Here is a 21,364-nt window from a genome sequence, read left to right as displayed (position 1 = left end):
ATCTACATTGCCTCTCCTATTTCAACATCAATAGATAGATTTTGCTCTTTAGCAGCAGGTAAGCTAGAAATATTAATGTCATAGGTACGAAAATTATCGTTTAAATTTTTTCGTAGTTTCTCGTATTGATGAGAAATATTTTTACCGGATTGAAAATTAAACTTTAAAGTTGTGGTAATATAACTTTTTGCCTCATTATAATTCCATTCAAATGATCGAAGCTCTATACCTGGTATTTTTAACTTTTCTACATACTTAACTTGTGTAAGAGGAGAGTATTCTATTTTTGATAAAATATTATTGATATTAATAAAATCATAAATTTCATCTATTTTTTTTACATTATAGCTTTGGCTAAGTTTTGTTAATTGGTTATTTAAGGTGTTCTGCTTTGCTGATAAATTATCAGCGACATTGAAATTTGAATACAAATTTAGCAAACAAAGGGTGTTTGTTATAACTAAAACCAGGGCGAAGTATAGAAAAATTCGAGGAGAGTTTAAATAAAGGTAATTGAATAGATAAAATTCTTTAGTTTCCTTTGTATTAAAAATAGCTGCTAATTTATTCTTAAAGCTATGAAACAAAATTATGGTATCGCAAAAGTTATCTTTTTCACTTATAGCTAGTTCTGCTCCTAATAGTTTGCCTAACTCATATGGAGTTAATATGTTCACACTGTTCTCTGAAAAATTTATGACTGATAAACTAGCTTTGATATCTTCTGACACTATGATACAAAGGTCGATAGGGTTATTTTTTTCAAACCCAAACTTAGTTAAGGATCGAATAGTATCTTGCACTTCCTGATATATTCCACCAGCGATAATTCCTGGTAAATTATCATTAGTAAATGATGTTAAGCGCGTAAATACCATTTTATTCTCTTTAAGAACCACTTGTCTATAGCCTCCCGTTTTAGTTGCAGCAACTATAATTTTCCAATTATTAGGATCTTTATGTAGAATCTTTTTTGTTATATTACTTATTTCTATAGGAAACATTAATATTCCCTTAAAGTTGGAGCCTATCTCAATAAACACATTCAACCAATATTCTACTAAATGCTTTGCTTTTGATGAAACAAGAAGATAGCACCAGTTTTGATTGAATTTGTTTGGCTTCTCAACCAAAAAAACTGAACTTATGTCATTATTACGAGAAAAATGCTCCATCTTTGTTTTTGCTGATAGATAGGCACTAATCTTGTTTGCCCTTGTAATAAACTGTAGCGAGTAATTTTGATCTGCATGATTAAGCACCAGGTATAAAGGTGCTTTTTTATCTGACGAAAGACATGAAATTAAATCGGAAACTGCTTTATCGTTTTTGCCCTTAACAAAATACCTTTTATTTAAAGTATTATTTTTAAAATATAGTAACATTATGCCTTCTTCTCCAATAGAAAGCATAAACTTACTTTTGGATTTTGAACTAAACATATTAACAAAGCATATACTTATCTAGAATTAAAAAGGCAATTTATTGAAATTCATTAAACGTTAGAGGGAAATATTGTTATAAATTTTCGCAGCAACATTATTTATATTATAATTTTTTTATAAAATTACCACTAATATTAAGTTGTTTAGATAACAAATTAAGAAAATTCATTAAGACGAATTTGTTGTTTTTCAAATTGTAGGTAAACCTAAGCCACTTTAGCTATATCTGCCGATTGACTTTAATTAATAAGAGTTATTAATCTATTTACTATTCTTGTAATATTATTTCTAATGGTAAAGAAATATATATTTTTCTGGAACAGTTGTTATTTCAGATACAGAATTTATTGTAAGTAAACTAACCATTTGCTGAAGAGCGCTCATCTTCTGTGGTACTTGATGATGGAGCAACTAATTTGCTCAAAATCTCATCTTTTGGTCCCATAGCGTAAATGACACCATCTGACATGAGGATCACCTTATCAACTACGGACAATAACGGTAGCTTGTGAGTGATGATAACAGTAGTAGTATTTTGTTTTCTTGCAATGCCAATTGCATTAATTAAGCATGCCTCTCCATTGCTATCTAAGTTAGCGTTTGGTTCATCAAGTACTAAAAGTTTTGTGTGACCATAAAAAGCTCTGGCAAGTCCAAGAAGCTGTTTTTGGCCGCCAGAGAGCGTTACTCCTCCAGGACCTCCTATTGTTGTATCATATCCATTTGGTAAGCTTAGTATTAGTTCATGTATTCCTGCAATTTTTGCTGCTTTGATTATTTCTTCAGGATTTGGATCTGGCCTCATGCGAGCAATATTAGCTTTGACACTAGTGTTAAATAACTCAATATCCTGAGGTAAGTAGCCAACATAATTACCAAAATTTTCTCGATTCCAAGTATATACATCAGCGCCATCTAGTCTGACTACACCAGATATTGGCTTCCATACACCAACAGTTAATTTTGCGATAGTGGATTTACCAGAAGCACTTGCACCAATAACACCAACTACATCTCCAGGATCTATAATGAATGATATTCCTTTTACTGTCGGCTTATTGCTTCCATAAGGAGTAAAAAATACTCTATCAAATTCCAATTTTCCTTCAGGTTCTGGTAGAGCCATCGTTTGCTCTCTTTTTGGCGATGTTAATATAAGTCTTTGTAGCCTTCCATATGACATTCTAGCCTGATTTAAAAACTTCCAAGTATGAACCGCAGCATCAAATGGTGCTAATACTCTACCCATTAAAATTGAAGCAGCGATGATGCTACCGGCAGTCTTATGAGCTGTGATTGCAAGTAATGCACCTGTTCCAATCACTGATATTTGCAGAGTTGAGCGCAAAAATTTAGTGATTCCAGTAATTACATTAGAGCGATTTTGTGCTTTAATTTGCATTGCTCGGTTCTGATCATTTCGTTTACACCAATCAGAGACTATGAATTCTGACATGCCCATAGCTTCAACCACTTCTGCATTTCTTGTTGCAACATCTATAGCATTGATATTCCGTATAGTTTCTTCGTTGGTTTCTTGTAATATTCGTTTAGTGGCAAGTTCATTCCATATTGCCATAGAGACTAATATAATAATTCCAGTAATAGCTATAAACCCCGTGGAGGTATGTATCATGAAAATCACAACAAGGTAAATTAACGACCATGGAGTATCAAACAGTGAGAATATACCATTTCCTGTAATGAAATTTTTTATCACTCCGAGATCTCGTATTGCTTCACCACTTGAAGTTGAGCTCTGCACTGACGTTAGCCTGATTGACCTTACTATCAGATCTGGTGTTGCAGTTTTATCGATCCAATCACCTATTTTTGCCATGGCTAAATATCGACAAGTTTCAAGCATTGCAGAACATGCAAATGCAGATAAAGTGATAATTGTCAGCATAGTTAGTGTTGATACACTTTCGCTCGATATCACCCGATCAAGCACTTGAGAGGTATAAAGTGGTAGGAATAACATTAATAAATTGATTCCCGCACTAAACCAAAAGATAAACCAAAATGCACTTTTGCATTTTTCTAGGCAAATATATAGAGTACTTTGCTTCAATTCTTTTTTTATTGATGGCGTAATTTCCACAATCTTCCTCTTAATTTGATTACATGCACCATATACAATTTTTATTACAAAAATATTAATAACGGTAGTTAGCTTACTTTAAGTGAGTAAAATATTAATATATGTGAATAGGAAATATAAACAATGGTAAAAAGAAGTATAGTTAATATTTCCTTCATTGCCTATAGCGAAGCTACGTCATACCGCGATTCATTCCATAGCTGTACGAACATTCATTTTTGAAGGTAAACTGCACAGCAAATGGTGTCATGAAAGTAGCTGACACTGGGATGGCTTTGTTGCATCGCTACTTATGAAAGGCTAACTATAATTAGGATTATAAGCAACTTATTGAAAATCTTGTTTTTTTGCAATCAATCTGATCAAATTTAAGAATAGTAATTTGTTATTTATATTAATAAATTTAATTCTATTGAAAATAGCTAAAGCATTGAAATTCTTGAATTTTAGCCGGATTAGTGAGTGGTAGTGAAATTTCTTTTACTCAAATTTAGGTATTCACTGACCGTTCTTGTTGTAAATACCAGAATAATAAGCTACTGATATTCTCCACCTTTTTTATCTTTAATCCATCATAGCTAACGATGCAACAAAGCCCACCGATTCATTCTACTGCAACGCAGAAAATTCGTACAATTGTGCATAATGTGGGGCTTCTGGCTACATTTTTCTATTGAACTCACCTTTTCTCTATGTGACAGATTTCGTATTAAATTTTAAATTTAATGCGCCTAGATATACAAGCATTCCTAGCAAAACCATAGGTATAGAAAGCAACTGCCCCATAGTTAAATCAAGCCACAAATAGCCAATTTGATAGTCTGGTTCGCGAAAAAACTCAACGAAAAAACGTGCTATTCCATACCACATAACTGCAATACCAGTTAACGCACCGTGATACAGTCTTATTCTAGTTAAGAAAAACAGTGAATTTGCAACTGCAAAAAGTAGCAGTCCTTCAAAAAGTGCCTCATAAAGCTGGCTTGGATGATGCAGCAAATTATCACCACTCTCTGGAAATACCATACCCCATGGCATAGTTGTAACTCTGCCAAATAACTCTCCGTTTATAAAATTGCCTATGCGACCTAAAAATAAACCTATGGGAACTCCGCAAGAAACTAGGTCCAGTGCATAAAATGTAGGGATATTATGTCTTTTACACGAAATTATTACTGCAAGCAAAACTCCTATAGCACCACCATGAAATGACATCCCTCCTTCCCAGGTCTTCAATATCTCAATAGGGTTGCTTATATAAAGAACTGGATCATATATCAATACGTAGCCAAGTCTACCTCCAAGGATAATACCTACAATAGTGGCTGTTAATAACGAATCGTAAAAATTCTTAGTAAATATTTTTTGGTCATCTAGCTTATGTAAATACCAATATGCAAACACTATACCCAAAACATAGGCTAAGGAATACCAATATATAGAAACAGGACCGATGCTGAAAATTACTGGATTTAAAGACATATTTTGCTATAAATTATTCTTAGACAATCTACTTTTTTCACGATCCCACTCTCTCTGTTTTATGGTTGCTCTCTTATCGTAGAGTTTTTTTCCTTTTACAATGGCAATTTTAGTTTTTGCAAATCCTTTATCGTTAAAATAGACCGAAAGCGGCACAACAGTTATCCCAGCAGTCTTGATTTGACCAATTAGTTTATTTATCTCCTGTTTATGCAAGAGTAATTTACGTTCCCTTTTTGGTTTATGATTTTTTCGGTTCGCAGCTTTATATTCTGCAATATGCATATTGTGCAGCCATACTTCGCTATTCTTTTCAACAACATAGGCGTCGGAAATATTTACTTTTCTTTCTCTTAGCGATTTAACTTCACTGCTTAATAAGACCATACCCGCTTCAAATTCTTCTAAGATGAAATATTCAAACCTTGCTTTCCTATTTTCTGCAATAACTTCCATATTTAAAGATATCTTTAAGCTTCAATATATTACAGAGTTTTTGACTTAATTCATAATAAAACAGTTATCCCAATAAATATAAGGTGCCAGGCTAGTCTGATAGCAACAGGATAACAAAAATCAAGTAAGTACTTCTTTTGCCTTTCCAGATACAAGTTCCTGCTTTACTCCTTTCATTTCAGTTTTAGGCTTTGACATTATATATTGACCAGCACCAACTATGAGCGCAGATCCTGCAGCTAGTCCAATTATTGCTGGTACAGATAGGGCAGTAGCAAATGCAAGTGCAACACCAACTATCACTGCAGTTACAAAACACACAATAACACCTTTTACAATTGCATTTTTTGCAGATTGTTCTTTTTCTTTCACAATTGCATTTTTTCCAACCTGTTTTTCTTCCTTTTTCTCTGGAAGCTGCATTACATCTTTATTTTCAGTAAGATCCTTTGGCGTTTTTTTATTCTCATTTTTTAACGTTTGCTTTTTTTCCGCTTCCTCTAAAAGCTGAATTATACCTTGATATTTAGTAAGGTCTCTTGGCGTTTTTCCATCAACATCTTTTAATGAAGGGTCTGCTTCAGTGTGTAGCAGAACTTCCACCACTTTTATTTTGCCATTTTCAGCAGCAAGATGTAAAGGAGTACGTCTATCACCATTGTTTGCATTAACCTCTGCTCCTTTTGCGATTAGAGTTTTTACTACATCTTCGTGGCCATTTTTAGCAGCAAGATGTAAAGGAGTACGTCTATCACCATTTTTTGCCTTAACCTTTGCTCCTTTTGCGATTAGAGTTTTTACTATATCTTCGTGGCCATTTTCAGCAGCAACATGCAAAGGAGTCCATCTATCAGCATCCTTTATATTAACATCTGCTTTCTCAACTAGAATTTTTACTACCTCTATGTGGTTATTTTCAGCAGCAAGATGTAAAGCAGTACATCTATCATCATTTTCTGCATTAACCTTTGCTCCTTTTTTGATTAGAATGTCTACTACATCTTTATGGCCCTCTCTGGCTGCAAGATGTAAAGGAGTCTCGTCCACAATACCTTCTGCATTAACATCTGCTTTCTCAACTAGAATTTTTACTACCTCTATGTGGTTATTTTCAGCAGCAAGATGTAAAGGAGTACATCCATCATCATCTTTTGCATTAACATTTGCTCCTTTTGCAATGAGAATTTTTACTACATCTTCGCAGCCCTCTCTGGCAGCAAGATGTAAAGGAGTACATCCATCATCATCTTTTGCATTAACGTTTACTCCTTTATTTAATAGGTTTTTCACCTCCTCCTCATTATTATGTTTAACAGCTGAAAGCAAAGCTTTGATGTTCTCTTGTGCCTTTAATAGAGCTCCTTTTACCACTTCATGGCCTTTTTGAGAAGCAAATGTTAAAGGAGTCCATTTATAATGATCTTTCGCATTAACATCTGCTCCTTTTTCAATTAGAGTTTCTACTATATCTTCGCGGCCATTTGCAGCAGCAAGATGTAAAGGAGTCCACCCATCACTATTTTTTGCATCAACGTTGATTCCTTCTGCTTTTGATAGAACTTGTACTATCTCTTTGTGGCCATTTGTAATAGCAAGATGTAAAGGAGCCCATCCTTTATCATTTTCTGCATTAACATTTGCTCCTTTTCCAATTAGAGTGTTTACTACATTTTCGTGGTTCTTTTCAACAGCAAAATGTAAAGAAGTCCATCCATCACCATTTTTTGCATCAACAATTGCTCCTTTTCCAGTTAGAATGGTTACTACATCTTTGTGGCCATAGTGAGCAGCAATATGTAAAGGAGTAATTTTATTATCATGTTCTGCATTAATATCTGCCCCGTTTTCAATCAGAGCTTTTGCTACATTTGCATAGTTCCAATAAGAAGCAAGATGTAACAATTTGACTTTCTTAGAATTTTGACCACAAGATATAGTAAATATGTAATTTATGTCAGATCCACTATCGTTGTCAGGTTTACTCTTTTCCCACTCTTGACATAAATCTGGATCTTCTTCTTGTAACTTAGCTTTTATTTTTTCAACTATATTGTCCTTGCTCAAATCTGAAAGGTCATTTATTTTTTTTAATATTTCCATAAATTTGTCATATTTCATAACTTCCTCACTTAAAAAACATAACTTAGTTGTTATATCTTTCAACATAGAAGTCAAGAACCTAAATATTCGTTATTATCTTTCCTTAAAGAGTCATTTAAGTTATATTACAGACTATGAAAAACCTCAACTTTAGGAAGGAAATCAAGTTTTTTTCTCTGTCATTTATAATTTTATTTGTTCTATGGACTGTATTGTCTGGTTATTTTGAGCCGTTTTTTATTTTTTGTGGAGTGTTTTCCTCTATATTCACATCGTTTATCTTTAGAAGGTTGATAAACGCTGAAAGAGCTCTTAGCCAGATTTTAAATAGTACGAGTAGACTATCGTTTTATAAGTTAGTAAGTTATATACCGTGGTTAATGTACCAAATCATTTTATCAAGTGTTTATGTAACAAAAAAGGTGCTACAACTCAAATCTAAGCTTGAACCGATTATTATCCTAAGAAAATGCAAAGGGCATAATGACGAAAGCATTGCGTTATTTGCCAATTCAGTCACAATCACTCCCGGAACTTTAACTATCAATGTTGAAAGCAAGCAAAAAACGTATTTGTCTACCATATGCTTGATAGATAAAAACCTTGAAAGCGGCATTTCTGAAATAGAAAACAAAATCTTAAAAATACTACGTTCAGTTAAGTAATTGCTTTAAATAAGTTAACAGCATCCTTATATTCCCTTACAAGACTTTCAAGCATTTCTTTTGGAAGGCTATTATTAACAATAGAACATAAATAATTATATAAATCTTCTAACCTTAATATGTTATTTCTCTTCTTGCTGTTAAATTTATACGGAAAAATACCTTCCATAACTTCAATAGTAGTAGCCTTGTTTAAAAATACATTTTCACTTGTCACGCTTATTCTTGCTAAAACAGTGTTAATTTCAGGTTCGTCACTCGTATAAAAATCTGATAGCTGAGTTATTCTAATAACGTACAAAGTTACTATTTTTGACAAGCAATTATCAGCATATTCACAATTTTTTATTACCCCCCACTGAGTAACCTGAGATTTACCTATTTTTGCATTGTTCGGTAATTTACTCATTGAACTTTCTCCATTTAATCCAGTGTAATAAATTATACTAATACTTTGTTAAATAAATAATAACGCGATTACAAAAATATATACTTATAGTGGTATATTATACAAAAATAGCACAATATCTAAGCATTAAAGCTAGTTTTAGCTGGATACATGGGGCTATTCGTTATTTTGTGTTGTCCAGTGAGGTCCAAAATTAGAGGTCCACTTATATAAAGAGTTTAGTCTGCCTTCTTTGCTATAAAATAAGTTTTCCTTTTGAGCTGTTTTGTTAGAGGTTGTCCGGAAACAAGTAAAAGGCTATAATATCTGAAATTTTAGTACGGGGTAAAGATGAGAAAAAAGTATCCAACAGATCTAAGCGAAAGGGAATGGGCAAGAATAGAAAAACACTTCAGAGTATCATACAAGAAAGGAGGAAGGCCGCCAAAGTATAGCAAAAGAGAAATATTAGAAGCAATTTTCTATGTATTGCGTACAGGGTGTCAATGGCGGTATTTACCAAATGATTTTCCGCTATGGAAGACTGTGTATGAGCAGTTCAGGCAATGGAAGAAGCAGGGAATTTTTGAGAAAATGAATTATGAAATTACAAAATATAGTAGAAGAAAAATAGGAAGGAATGAGCAGCCGAGTGCCTGTATAGTAGATAGTCAATCTGTAAAGACTACAGAAAAGGGGGGATCAAAGGCTATGATGGAAGTAAAAAAGTAAAGGGTAGAAAAAGGCATATAATTACAGACACTCAGGGTTTTATACTAGGTTGTTACGTAGGCGCTGCTAACGAAAATGATAGAGATGGTATTAAAATAGCATTAAACAATATGAGAACAAAATATACTAAAGTTAAAAAAATGTGGGCTGACATGGGATACCAAGGAAGAAATTTAAAGAATCACATAAAGGAAGAATATGACATAGATATTGAAATTGTTACAAGGCCTCCATGTAGATTTTGGGTGCACAAAGATACGCCACCTGAGCTACTACCAACAAGAGAACAAGGGTTTAAAGTACAGCCAAGAAGATGGGTTGTAGAAAGGACTTTTGCTTGGGTTAATAGGAATAGAAGGCTATCGAAGGAGTATGATTTACTCACAACATCCACTGAGAATTTCATATACCTAGCTATGAGTAGGGTTATGTTAAAGAGGGAATATGCTTGAATTTACTAGTTTCCGGACAACCTCTAACTTTAAAATCATAGAAAATACTGTCGAAAAAGGAAGTTTTCTTGTTCGTGTAAAACTCAACACAATGGATTTTCTGAAAAGTTTTCGAGTATATTATATTTTTAATTTGTAGAATAAGGTTTTTTCCTTTTTGTTTGGTAGAAGTCATAGTTTTAAATCCTCCTGATTAAGTTTTATCGCTATGACTCCCCCACCAGAACCGTGCTTGCAGCTTTCCCGCACACGGCTCCACAATGTAGTATTCACAGCATTTCCTATTTTGTATATAATGAGTAGCATATTCTTGGTTTTGGTAATGGATTAACTTGTAGATAGTGTATAAATTGCTTTGAATTCATACTCTTCTTCTGACTACGTCGGTTTATCCATTTATACGCTAGCTTGATTACCCGCCAGAAGAATTTATTCAACCACCGGTAATTTCCGCTAACTCCGAAGTAGTTATAGTGTCCTGTTAGTTTTGCTTTAAGTATTGACCACCAATCTTTAAGGTGAACTTTATTTCGGATCTTTTTCACCCATTCTTTGATTTCTTTAAGTTTTCTAGATAGATTTTCTTTCGAGGTTTTATGACCTACCATTACTCTACCTTTACGACTCCTTGTACCATAATGGGTGAATCCTAGAAAGTTGAAACTTTCCGTTTTTCGTTTCTCCCTTATTCCTTGTTGCCACTCCTTTTTGCCAAACTTTACTATTCTTGTTTTGTCTTCAGATATTTCCAGTCCAAATTTTCCTAGCCTTTGTTTCAGTGACTCTAAGAGTTCTCTAGCATCTTTTTCTCTTTCGCAGCAAATCAGGTGATCGTCTGCATACCTAACTAGCTCCATATAACCTTTAGATCTTAGCTTGAATTTCTTTTCAAACCACAAATCCAGCACATAATGCAAGTATATATTAGCTAGTATAGGACTTACTATTCCCCCCTGAGGTGTGCCTAGTTCAGTTGCTTCATAATGTCCTGCTTCGACTACTCCTGCCTTAAGAAATCGTTTTACTAACCACAGTATGTTTGGGTCTGTTATCCGTTCTCTCAAGCATCTCATTAGCCATTTGTGCTGGACATTATCAAAGAATTTCTTGATATCAACTTCTACTACATAGTTAGTTGGTCTGTACATAACTGCTTTATTTAGTGCATTTACCGCTTGATGACAGCTTCTACCAGGACGAAAACCATATGAGTTATCCAGAAAGTTAGCTTCATAAATATTTTCTAATATCTTCTTCAGCATTATCTGGACTAACTTATCTTCTGTTGACGGTACTCCAAGCCCGCGTTTCTCTTTGCTTCCAGCTTTTGGTATATATACTCTTTTCACTGGTTGCGGTTGATATCGCTTTCTTTTCATACTATCCACCAGAGTGTTGAGCTTCTCTTCAAGATTTTCTCCATAAGCTTCTACTGTCACCTGGTCTATACCGCATGCTTTGTTATGCTTTAGCTCTTTATAACATTCAGCAAGATTCTCTGCGTTTATCAGATGAATTAACGATGTAAATTTCAATCGTTTATCTTGCCTGGCTCTTACTGCTATCTGATTTAGTTTTCTTTGCACGTTATTCCAACCTCCGTTGTATTGGCATAGCAATTCCTAAACCAGTCACTATATTGCTGACCGCTTCCCCTTGTATGTGGCTTTCCCACACTCTGAGTACTATCAATCAGTCCGACTTCCTTTATATCTTCCGTCAGTACTCGCCTTTGTTGACTTGTTCCAACGTACCTTAATAGGAATACAAAGGATCTCCCAAGTTTACGTAAACTCCATCTCAACACGTGATACGGCCTCAGATCCCGATAGAGTGAGTGATAACTTGCCCTATTGTTACCCTTCTTGCTGTCTTCCACTATATGCAACGTGTCGACCTCTATGACATCGAGAATTTCGGGACTCAATACCTTCACTTTCGTTGTACCCTGTGTTGTCCATTCCACTAGCTTTACTACGCTCGTTACCTTACGCAGCATAGTGGTTTGTTCCAGCCTGCTGGCTAGGCTTTGCCTGGGTTGGATTTTCACCAACTGGACTTTACGCACTTTGCTTGGCGCACGCATATTTCACCTAAAAAGGACACATTTTAGACTTCTTTGTTGAAATAAAACAGAAACAAAAGTGCTGTCCCTTGCACTCTTTGGATAATTTAATGATAAAAAATTTGGAGAGAAATTTTATACACAATCTCTGACATTTTTCCTTAAGTTGACGCCATTGCCTGAACGGATACAACTTAATTTTTAATCTGCAGGAGTCAAGTTGAGAATGTCCAATTTTCCACTTTCTTTATAGCATAACATACTTCAGCGCCTCTTGCTCCTCTTGAAGTCCAATGGGCTCACCACTTATGTGTAAATTAATCGTTAATGTTGTACACGTTCTTTTCTTTTTCTACTCTCTCTTGCTCTTCAATACAATATATAGCAAGCGGATTAGCTTTAAGTCTTTCGACTCCTATTTCTTCTCCTGTTCCATCGCAGTAACCATAAGTGCCTAATTTTATTTTTTCTAACGCCTCCTTAATTTTTTCTTTTCTATCTTTTCGACGCTTGATTAATTCCTCGTTTCCACTATCTCCATCAGAATAGTATGTATCAATACTATTCTCTTCTAGTTCTTGTTTCTCCAGCTCAGCGAGTATTGACTGTAACTTTAAGCTGAAGTATTCCAGTTGTTTTACGCTCATATATTCTTCATCTTCTGAAGGAGTGTAATCTTCTGGTGACTTTATTTTTGGTAACTTTTCCATAATTGCATTATCAAAAAAATAATAAAACCTATATAATTTATGAACAAAAAATTATACTACCTCAAAGTAAACACTATAATTTATAATAAACATTTAAAAGCCTAGTATGATCGACTCAGTAAAAAAATTAGTAATAGATGATAAGAACTTTACCTATATAGTATGTATTTTTATCATAATGTTAAGTTTATCTTCATTTACACTTAAAAACAACAATAAACAAGAAGTTATGTTAACATTAACATGGATATGTGCTACATTTGTTTTGCAGATTTCTACAAATAATTTGTTTACATCTGATTATCATGATGGAATATTAGAGCAAATCTTTGTACAGCCACTCTCTTCTAGGCTTATAGTTGCTTATAAAATTTTCGCTCACTGGCTATTATTTGGATTACCAATTTCAGTGATTTCTTCCATATTCAGCTTTGCAGTTCTATGCAATAGTATTGAACACTCAATAGCAGTTGGAGTGTCTTTATTATTTAATACGCTGATAATCATTAATATTTCAGCTACTGGAAATGCATTGATGATTGGTCGAAACAACTTAGCATCAGGAGTATCGCAAATTCTTGTTTTGCCAATGATAATGCCAACCTTTGTGTATTTTAAAATGCTAACTCAATTTGAAAATTTGTCCTTGAATATTTATACACTACTAATCACCATCTTAATTTTTGTTATTTTGATTGTTAACAGCACCATAACTACTCACATGGCACTAAAATTTGCTGTGGAACAGGATTGAAAAATCTTACTGTTATTCAGTAGACTTCTTGCATAACCTAGAAAAAAGGCAAATAGTTATTATAGATTTAGGTTTATCGACAATTTGAAAAACCTTCATTCCAGCATCCTTCCCTGTCATCCAAGTAGCCCTTCGTTGTCATCCCAGTGTCAAAAACTGGGATAACAGCTAACCTGACAACCGTCATCCCGCTACTTGTTAGCGGCTAAGAGATACCGTGACGGTATGACGGTTCGCGGTGGCATGACGATAAGCCTCATCATCCCGCTACGTGTTAGCGCCGCGGCGGTATGACGATTCGCAGCGGCATGACGAGAAAGGGGCTACTTGGATGATACCTTTTTTCTACTTAGTTTGGGTTATGCAAGAAGTCTATTCCTTCATAAGGAGAAGTAGTTAAAGGAATTTACTCTATTTCTCCCTCTTTTTTTATTATTTTTAATCTATAGTTAACGTAAAAGAGATATGCAAAAACTCTATTGATCCATAGTCTGCAAATTATTAATAACACTTACTTTAAAGAACCTCACTTTACGCTGATCTTTGAGCGCTCTTCTGTGGTATTTTGTAAGAGTATAACTTGTGAAATCGTCTTCCCTATAGATTAAAGAGTTACACTGCTTTATATGTGATGCTATCCACTCTGCATAGTCCTGATGATCGGTTGCAATGAATATTTCCCCTGTTATAAGTATTTTTTTTGCTAATAAATTTAAAAATTCCGTATTAATTAATCGTCTTTTATTGTGACTTCTTTTTGGCCATGGATCTGGAAAGAGAATAAAGAATCTTTCAACACTGTTATCAGGAAAATTTGCAATCAATTCTCTTGCATCTTCTGTCCACATTAAAATATTTTTTATGTTCTGTATTTCTATGTTTGTCAGCAAGCGAGAAACCCCCTTTAAGTAGGGCTCACATCCTATAAATAATAGATCAGGTTCATTGAGCACCTGGTAAAGCATATTTTCACCGTTGCCAAAGCCTATTTCTACCCATATTCTTTTTTGTGAATTTACAATTTTCTCTATAGATTCCTTGCTGTTTTGAATAGAATATTTTTCCAATATTTCATCAACATCAGGTTTTAGCCTGGACCTTCTGGAGAACGATCTAATCCACTTGCTATTCTTAAATAGCATATTCTTGATACATATATAATTTTCTCACTATATTTTATATAGCTTAAACAATTCTCGAAATGAGTTAATGAAAAATTACTTGTCAATAATTGTTAATATTATATAATATATGAGTTCTAATAAAGTTTAAGTTAAAGGTATGAATAATAATAATCCAGTCGTAAATCTACCGGTTACTATCAGAAAGCTATCATCAAACAAATTTATAGAAGAGATATGTCAAGGCCAATTTGAGGATCAAGATAATACCTTGTTTGAAGATTCTTTTGTTAACAAAATTAAAGAAGGAGATGTGGTAGAAGGTGTAATTACAAGAATAAACCCTAACGACGTTGTGGTTGATATTGGTTTAAAATCTGACGGGAGAATTCTGATCAAGGAACTCGGTTGTAATGATGAGGTCATTATTGGCTCGAAAATCAGAGTTTATGTGGAAAGAATTGAAGATTATCATGGTAATGTTGTTCTTAGTCGTGAAAAAGCAATTAGGGACGAAAAATGGAATAAGTTGGAAGAAGATACAGTTACAAGGGCTGAAGTAAGCGGAGTTATTAAACGCTCAATTAAATGTGGCTTTATTGTTGATCTTGGTGACGGAATAAGCGCTTTTTTACCGCTGAGTCATGTGGATTTGAAGCAAGTAAAAGATGCGAAGCACCTTATTGAAACTGAACAAAAGTTCATCGTGCTTAAAATGGATAAGAAGCAGGGCAATATTGTAGTATCAAGAAAGCTGGTGTTAGAAAAATTGCACGCTGGTGAAAAAATTAAATTTTTAGAATCTTTAAATGAAGGCGATATAATAGAAGGGAAAATAAAAAGTATCACTCATTACGGTGTATTTGTCGGTATTCATGAATCAGATGTAGTGGGAGTTATAGATGGATTGTTACATATTACAGATATCTCTTGGAGTAGGGTAAGTCATCCGTCTGCAGTTTTTACTTGTGGTCAGACTATAAAAGTTAAAATTATAAAAATAGACAAGGAAAATGCTAAAATTTCCTTGGGTGTGAAGCAGCTAGAAGATAGCCCTTGGCAAGATGCAGAGTCAAAATATCCAGTTGATAGTGTGCATAAGGGTTATGTAACAAGCATAGAAGATTATGGATTATTTGTTGAGCTTAGACCTGGAATTGAAGGTTTAGTGCACTCGTCAGAAATAACTTGGGTTAAGAGTAATTTACCAGTTAGTAGTCTCGTAACAAGGGGACAAGAAGTATATGTAAAAATTCTCAGTATTGACATTGCTAAGAGTAGGATGAGTTTAAGCATGAAAAGGTGTGTAGACAACCCTTGGCAAGTATTTATCAATAAATATCCTCCTGGTTCTATTGTTTCTGGTGAAGTGAAGAATAATACCGGCTCATATGTATCTGTTGCTTTCGGTGATTCTGAAATAGATGAGAACGTAGAAGGGACAATATATGTGAAAGATTTTAGTTGGTCTAAAAATGGTTCAGATGAGATAAAGAAGTATAATGTAGGTGATAAAATAGAAGCAAAAGTAATAAGGGCTAACGTGAATCGGGCAAGAATTTATCTTGGAATAAAACAAATAGAGTATGATCCTCTTGAAGAACTGATAAAGAAAGTTAAGGTAGGTGATAAAATACAGGTTACTGTAGGTAAGAGAGAAGATAATGGACTAGTCGTTGAAGTTGAGAACGATGTAACCCTTCTAATAGATCAAGAGCATTTACCAGAGAATAAAAAATTCTCTATATCAGAAAAAATAGAAGTTGAAGTATTGGGTGTTGAAGAATATAACATAGCATTATCTGCTAAGTGATAAGGTTTACTTATTTTGGCTTCATATAAATGGCAACAAAGTCTGATATAATAGCGAGGGTAGCAAAAAGACATCCTTTTTTAGATAAGATTGTTATAGCAGCTATAGTTGATAGATTTTTTGGGATACTTTCAAGCACATTGAAACATCATAATAGAGTTGAAATTAGGGGGTTTGGTTCTTTTTCAGTTAGAAGTTATAACTTGAAAGAAACAAGCCATTTAATGTTACAGAAGTTTACAAAGAATCAATACTTTAAAACATATTTTCGTAGCAGTAAAAAATTATCTGATTTGATAAATGAATAAAAATTTATACCATAAATAAGATGAAAGTAGGGGTTTGAGTTTATACTGTACGATAGAAATTTTTAGCACCATATGCAAGTAGTAGAAATAGTTATACGTAATAACACATATAAAATATCTTGCGAAAGTGGGAAGGGGAATCATTTATTACGCCTTGCTAATAGTTTTGACAAGTTAGTTAGTTCTGTATCTCAAAAAACTGGAGGTAAGGGTTCGGATGCATTAAATTTCTTACTTGCAGCACTAATTCTTGAGGATAAAATTTTAGAATTAACAAAGCGATTAGATGAAGTAAATCAAGAGCGCGAAAAGTATAGAAACGAGAAAAGAATAGAATATACTGAGGTACTAGATAAGGTAAATAAGATTATCACTAATCTTGAGTGCATAAAGGATTAGCTTCAATAAAGCAAGCAATTAAATTGACTATCTGACTATTCAAGCCAGGAGGGAGTTTTGTCTTACGAGTTATGTAACAATATAATTCGTAATCATCAAGATCAACTATTTTTTCGTATTCGATTAGTTCGCTTAAGGAAAATTTATCAAGATATTTCAATGCGAAATGCCCTAAAAGTATATCGGTTTCTTTGCAACCCCTATGCCAGCTTCTATATATTAATTTTCTTCTGAGTAGTGAGGTATCTGTCATTACAATTAAACTTTTTTTAATTTAAAAGTTAAACTAAATACTTGTCAAGCGAGGCGCATTTTAATATACTTAACATTTTGTTAAGATCTAAATATACAGGTGGAATTAATTTCTAATCTTATCCATCAATTTAGCGATGGAATATATTATTTTTTATCATTTTCTTTAATAATTTCTGTCATAGTATTCGTGCATGAATATGGGCATTATGTTGTTGCCAAAGCATGCAAAGTTAAAGTTGAATCTTTTTCCATAGGTTTTGGTCCTGAAATTTTTGGTTTTAACGATAAGTCTGGAACTAGATGGAAATTAAGCGCTGTTCCATTGGGTGGTTATGTTAAAATGCTAGGAGATACTAATGCAGCGAGTGTCCCAGCTGATCAACAAGAATTAACGGAAGAAGAAAAATTGTATTCATTTCATACAAAACCGCGTCATAAAAAAGCAGCAGTAGTTTTTGCAGGGCCTTTTGCAAACATGGTATTTGCTGTTATAGCTTTTACAATATTTTTTAGCATAGCAGGTTATTATCGCACTCCACCGGTGATTGAAAATGTAATCGAAGGTAGTGCAGCTAAGCAAGCTGGTTTGTTGCCAGGTGACACTATTACACAAATCAATGAGCATAAAATAAAATACTTTGAAGATATTTCACGTGTGATAATGTCGAATCCTAAAACAAGAATGGAGATTGAGTATAGCAGAAATAATGAGAAGCACAGGACCAGTTTAACTCCATTAATAATCAAGGACAAAGACGTTTTTGGCAACACAATAGAAAGAGAAACTATAGGGATTATTTCAGTCAATACATTAAAGCAGTCGTCTTTTCTTGGGGCTGTGAGCTTATCAGTAAGTGAAACTTACCACACTATGTGCTTAACGATCAAAGCTCTCTTTCACATTATTGTTGGTAAAAGGAGTATCAATGAAATAGGTGGACCAATAAAAATCGCAAAATATTCAGGACAATCAGCTAAAAAGGGATTTATTATGGTTCTATATTTTATGGCAATCATTTCAGCTAATTTAGCTGCAATTAACTTGCTGCCAATACCACTGCTAGATGGTGGGCATTTATTTCATTATATCATAGAAGCGGTTATACGTAGGGATTTAAGCTTGAAATGTCAAAAATATGCAGCTATTTTTGGTGCTTTAGTGTTGTTTTTGCTTATGGCAACTGGAATGTCAAATGATATTAGGGATCTTTTTTGAAATAAAATATGAAAAAGCTATTTTATATACTGGTAGTGGTTTTTATTTCTTTTCCTGCCCTGCTTGTTGCTTTAGGAACTGCGGAAAAAGTGCAGGTGAAAGATGTCAAATGTATTGGTAATGAGAGGGTAAGCAACCAGACAATAGGGTTCTATATAAAACTAAAATCTGGTGATTATATAAACGACGATGATATAGACTCAATTATAAAAGATCTATATAAAACAAAGTTATTTGCTAGTGTTAATGCTTACATAGATGATAAAAAAAATTTGGTAATAAAAATTCAAGAAAATCCACTAATTAACAAGATAATATTAAAGGGTAATAAGTTATTTAATAGCAAAGAGTTACTAAATAATGTGATTCAGTCAAAATCGCTAACTATTTTCACTGAAACAAAATTGCAAAACGATTTAATGAATTTAATCACTACTTATAGAAATAACGGTAAGGTTGGCGTTAAAATTGAATATGAGTTGGAGAAGCTCGATAGTAATAGGGTCAATCTAATTTTCAAAATAAAAGAAGGCAAAACCTCTAAAATTAAGGATATAAGATTTATAGGCAATAAAAACTTTTCTGAAAATGAGCTAGAGCAAGTTATTAAAAGACATAGTAATGACATATTTAGTAAGTTATTTAGAGCCATTTTTAAAGGCGAAAATCATTATTCACCGCAATATCTATTGATTAACACAGAATTGCTCGATCGTTTTTATTCGTCTAAGGGATATATTCAAAATAATATTCAACCAATTGTTGAGGTTGATAATAACAATCAAACAGAGTTAACTTTTTTGATTGACGAAGGACAGCAGTATTTGTTTGGAAATAATGAGGTTAATATTGAAACTGAAATTCAGGATTTGAGCCTAAAAGAAGAAATATTGGATTTTATAACAGAGGAAAACGATAAGATATTTAATAGAGTTAAAATTAATAATACAGTAGAAAAAATAAACAAATATTTAAATGAAAAAGGATATATATTTGCAAAAGTTAATCCAGAGTATGCACAACGTGACAACGTTGTAGATGTAACCTACAGAGTGCTGCCGGGTAAAAAGATTTATATAAATCAAATTACAATTGATGGTAACGATCGCACTTTAGATAAAGTGATCAGAAGTAAGCTAAGTGTAGCAGAAGGTGATGCGTACAATATATCTGAGATTCAAAAGTCACGTAAAAAACTAATGAGTAGTGATTTTTTTGAAACAGTGAAAGTAAATAGTTATGCAGTTAATGATAATGCAGTAAATCTTGACTTAAGTGTTAAAGAAAAAAACACTACTTCGTTGTATTTGGGAGGAGGTGTGTCTCTTCCTGGTGGAGCATTGATTAAAATTGACCTCAAAGACCGTAATTTATTTGGTACTGGAAAAGAGCTCTCTTTTGCTCTTGAAAAAAGTCAATACGTATTTTCTACTGATTTAGAGTTTGTTGAAAATAATTTTAACGATTCTGATACGTCACTAGGCATGGGTGTATTTTATGAAAAACAAGATAAACCAAACACTACTTTTGATAGTTGCGATATGGGATTTTTTACAAAGTTATCATATAAAGTCACAGAGAACTTAACTAATTCCCTTCGCTATTCTTATAAGTATAATCATATACACATGGATAATAAGGGTGGACAAGACACCGATATCTCTGAAATAATACTGGACCGAAAAGGTAAACATCAGATTTCATCAGTGGGATACACGTTGGCATATAATAAACTGGATAATCTATATGCTCCAAAAGAAGGGTATTTACTGCGCTTAAGTCAGGATATTTCAGGATTGGGAGGAAACGTGAATTTCCTAAAATCTGAATTCTTATCTTTTTATACGCACCCTATATTAAGCAAAATTGACGATGATATAACGCTACGCTTTAAGATGGCGGCAGGTCATATTTTTTCTTATACTGATGAAAACCTAAACATTGGCCAGCACTTTTTTAAAGGGGGTAATGAGATTAGAGGGTTTGACCTTTCCGGTATTGGACCAAGAGCAGAAGACAAAAATAAAAGCTCATTAGGAGGCAAAACTTATTTTAATCTAACACAGCAAGTGGATTTTCCTCTACCAAAACTATATGACTATGCTGGTATCAAAGGCTCACTATTTGTTGACTATGCGACACTTTTTGGCTTAGATGATAAAAATAAGAAGTATGAAGGGAAATACTATGATAGCAAGCTTGTGAGAGTGTCACCAGGTTTTGGCTTTTCAATGCTTTCTCCTTTTGGTAGACTTAGATTGGATTTCGGGTTTCCTTTAGTAAAGGAATCTTATGATATAATACCATCACCAAATGTTAAATTTTCTATTGAAGCGGGGATTTGAATGAAATATATACAGTTATTTATATCAGTTATTGCCTTAATTATTTCCTTATTTGTGGGGTATAAGTTTGTAGGATATCAACCTCAGAACACAAAAGCTGCAATTATCGATAGTGACAAAGTCATCAATGAATCTCTTGCTCTGCAAAATATACAACAACAAATAAAGGAGCAGAATTCTAGATTACAACAAGAATTTGAAAGTGAGTTAGAAAAACTTAAGCCATCAAAAGAAGAATTTGAACTTTTGTCAGAAGAAGCAAAAAAAGAAAAGACAGAACAGTTTAATAAGCACACTGTAAATACTAGAGATAATTACGCTAAAAAAATGTTACATTTAGAAGAAAGCTATAGAGACGCAGTAGAGAGTGTTTTTAACAAGATAAAAGAAGTCGCTAAAAAAACGGCAGAAAAAAACAACATAGATTTGGTACTATTTATTTCAAAAAAGAACCAAGTTTTATACTCCATGGATGAAGTTGATTTATCAGATGTGGTATTAAACAATATAAACAAGAAAATACCTGAATTTGCTTTGAAAGGCATTGAGTAGGC

General features: G+C 33.4%; 19 protein-coding genes and 1 pseudogene. 9 read left to right on the top strand and 11 right to left on the bottom strand.

The annotated features are described in order from the left end of the window. Nucleotides 1-2: 2 nt before the first annotated feature. From OPR21_RS01185 to OPR21_RS01165, 5 genes are all read right to left on the bottom strand, one after another. Nucleotides 3-1,442 carry a hypothetical protein gene (locus tag OPR21_RS01185; protein WP_015589193.1) on the bottom strand — a complete coding sequence of 480 codons (1,440 nt, stop codon included), beginning with the start codon at nt 1,440-1,442 and terminating at the stop codon, nt 3-5. A 361-nt stretch (nt 1,443-1,803) separates the two neighbouring features. Continuing rightward, nucleotides 1,804-3,549: a type I secretion system permease/ATPase gene (locus OPR21_RS01180; protein WP_065094799.1), complete on the bottom strand. Its 1,746-nt coding sequence runs from the start codon at nt 3,547-3,549 to the stop codon at nt 1,804-1,806. Between the two features lie 690 nt (nt 3,550-4,239). Further along, on the bottom strand, nt 4,240-5,031 hold the full coding sequence (gene lgt, locus OPR21_RS01175; RefSeq protein ID WP_010962823.1) for a prolipoprotein diacylglyceryl transferase: 792 nt from the start codon (nt 5,029-5,031) through the stop codon (nt 4,240-4,242). 6 nt (nt 5,032-5,037) lie between these two features. Further along, complete coding sequence (gene smpB, locus OPR21_RS01170) at nt 5,038-5,487, bottom strand: SsrA-binding protein SmpB (protein ID WP_006279384.1); 450 nt, start codon at nt 5,485-5,487, stop codon at nt 5,038-5,040. A gap of 120 nt (nt 5,488-5,607) precedes the next feature. Beyond that, nucleotides 5,608-7,653, bottom strand: coding sequence for an ankyrin repeat domain-containing protein (locus OPR21_RS01165; protein ID WP_265030037.1), 2,046 nt, complete (start codon nt 7,651-7,653; stop codon nt 5,608-5,610). Nucleotides 7,654-7,721: 68 nt separating this feature from the next. Here OPR21_RS01165 and OPR21_RS01160 point away from each other — a divergent pair, with 68 nt between their 5' ends. After that, nucleotides 7,722-8,252 (top strand): Na+/H+ antiporter subunit E, encoded by a 531-nt coding sequence (locus OPR21_RS01160; RefSeq protein WP_077188223.1) that lies wholly within the window; start codon nt 7,722-7,724, stop codon nt 8,250-8,252. On the opposite strand, the gene OPR21_RS01155 is transcribed toward OPR21_RS01160, so the two are convergent. Continuing rightward, complete coding sequence (locus OPR21_RS01155) at nt 8,245-8,661, bottom strand: hypothetical protein (RefSeq protein ID WP_265030035.1); 417 nt, start codon at nt 8,659-8,661, stop codon at nt 8,245-8,247. The genes OPR21_RS01160 and OPR21_RS01155 overlap by 8 nt on opposite strands. A gap of 330 nt (nt 8,662-8,991) precedes the next feature. Between OPR21_RS01155 and OPR21_RS01150 the strand changes: the two genes are divergently transcribed. Continuing rightward, a protein-coding gene (locus OPR21_RS01150; RefSeq protein WP_236514306.1) for an IS5-like element ISWpi1 family transposase occupies nt 8,992-9,824 on the top strand; the annotation gives its coding sequence in 2 pieces (ribosomal slippage) (nt 8,992-9,361 and nt 9,361-9,824; 834 coding nt in all). 24 nt (nt 9,825-9,848) lie between these two features. On the opposite strand, the pseudogene OPR21_RS01145 reads toward OPR21_RS01150, so the two are convergent. From OPR21_RS01145 to OPR21_RS01135, 3 genes and pseudogenes are all read right to left on the bottom strand, one after another. Then, a pseudogene (locus tag OPR21_RS01145) lies at nt 9,849-9,999 on the bottom strand (IS4-like element ISWosp8 family transposase); the annotation flags it as partial. Between the two features lie 106 nt (nt 10,000-10,105). Continuing rightward, nucleotides 10,106-11,410 carry a group II intron reverse transcriptase/maturase gene (ltrA, locus tag OPR21_RS01140; protein WP_017531706.1) on the bottom strand — a complete coding sequence of 435 codons (1,305 nt, stop codon included), beginning with the start codon at nt 11,408-11,410 and terminating at the stop codon, nt 10,106-10,108. Nucleotides 11,411-12,206: 796 nt separating this feature from the next. Beyond that, nucleotides 12,207-12,599: a TraR/DksA family transcriptional regulator gene (locus OPR21_RS01135; protein WP_064124828.1), complete on the bottom strand. Its 393-nt coding sequence runs from the start codon at nt 12,597-12,599 to the stop codon at nt 12,207-12,209. Between the two features lie 106 nt (nt 12,600-12,705). Here OPR21_RS01135 and OPR21_RS01130 point away from each other — a divergent pair, with 106 nt between their 5' ends. Next, the gene (locus tag OPR21_RS01130) at nt 12,706-13,353 is read left to right on the top strand and encodes a heme exporter protein CcmB (RefSeq protein WP_077188200.1); all 648 of its coding nucleotides are present in this window, start codon (nt 12,706-12,708) and stop codon (nt 13,351-13,353) included. A gap of 476 nt (nt 13,354-13,829) precedes the next feature. Here OPR21_RS01130 and trmB read toward each other — a convergent pair whose 3' ends face one another. Continuing rightward, nucleotides 13,830-14,495 (bottom strand): tRNA (guanosine(46)-N7)-methyltransferase TrmB, encoded by a 666-nt coding sequence (gene trmB / locus OPR21_RS01125; RefSeq protein ID WP_012673367.1) that lies wholly within the window; start codon nt 14,493-14,495, stop codon nt 13,830-13,832. 139 nt (nt 14,496-14,634) lie between these two features. Here trmB and OPR21_RS01120 point away from each other — a divergent pair, with 139 nt between their 5' ends. The 3 genes from OPR21_RS01120 to OPR21_RS01110 all read left to right on the top strand — a co-directional run bounded on the left by OPR21_RS01120 (nt 14,635) and on the right by OPR21_RS01110 (nt 16,994). Next, a complete protein-coding gene (locus OPR21_RS01120; RefSeq protein ID WP_265030032.1) occupies nt 14,635-16,287 on the top strand; it encodes a 30S ribosomal protein S1 in 1,653 nt (550 codons plus the stop codon). 29 nt (nt 16,288-16,316) lie between these two features. Next, nucleotides 16,317-16,595 carry an HU family DNA-binding protein gene (locus tag OPR21_RS01115; RefSeq protein WP_010963035.1) on the top strand — a complete coding sequence of 93 codons (279 nt, stop codon included), beginning with the start codon at nt 16,317-16,319 and terminating at the stop codon, nt 16,593-16,595. A 72-nt stretch (nt 16,596-16,667) separates the two neighbouring features. Then, complete coding sequence (locus tag OPR21_RS01110) at nt 16,668-16,994, top strand: cell division protein ZapA (protein WP_010082086.1); 327 nt, start codon at nt 16,668-16,670, stop codon at nt 16,992-16,994. Here the strand turns inward: OPR21_RS01110 and OPR21_RS01105 are convergent. Next, nucleotides 16,969-17,247 carry an FAD assembly factor SdhE gene (locus tag OPR21_RS01105; RefSeq protein ID WP_265030030.1) on the bottom strand — a complete coding sequence of 93 codons (279 nt, stop codon included), beginning with the start codon at nt 17,245-17,247 and terminating at the stop codon, nt 16,969-16,971. The genes OPR21_RS01110 and OPR21_RS01105 overlap by 26 nt on opposite strands. Before the next feature lie 99 nt (nt 17,248-17,346). Between OPR21_RS01105 and rseP the strand changes: the two genes are divergently transcribed. The 3 genes from rseP to OPR21_RS01090 are packed head-to-tail and all read left to right on the top strand — an operon-like array spanning nt 17,347 to nt 21,362. Continuing rightward, nucleotides 17,347-18,465: an RIP metalloprotease RseP gene (gene rseP, locus OPR21_RS01100; protein WP_012673365.1), complete on the top strand. Its 1,119-nt coding sequence runs from the start codon at nt 17,347-17,349 to the stop codon at nt 18,463-18,465. An 8-nt stretch (nt 18,466-18,473) separates the two neighbouring features. Further along, entirely contained in the window at nt 18,474-20,810 is a 2,337-nt protein-coding gene (gene bamA / locus OPR21_RS01095; protein ID WP_264719027.1) for an outer membrane protein assembly factor BamA, read from the top strand. Then, nucleotides 20,811-21,362: an OmpH family outer membrane protein gene (locus OPR21_RS01090; protein ID WP_077188197.1), complete on the top strand. Its 552-nt coding sequence runs from the start codon at nt 20,811-20,813 to the stop codon at nt 21,360-21,362. The last annotated feature ends 2 nt before the right edge of the window (nt 21,363-21,364 follow it).

Source organism: Wolbachia endosymbiont (group A) of Philonthus cognatus (assembly GCF_947251755.1).
Classification (GTDB): Bacteria; Pseudomonadota; Alphaproteobacteria; order Rickettsiales; family Anaplasmataceae; genus Wolbachia; species Wolbachia pipientis.
The sequence above is the reverse complement of the archived record's forward strand: the minus strand, read 5'-3'. Positions and strand labels throughout refer to the sequence as shown.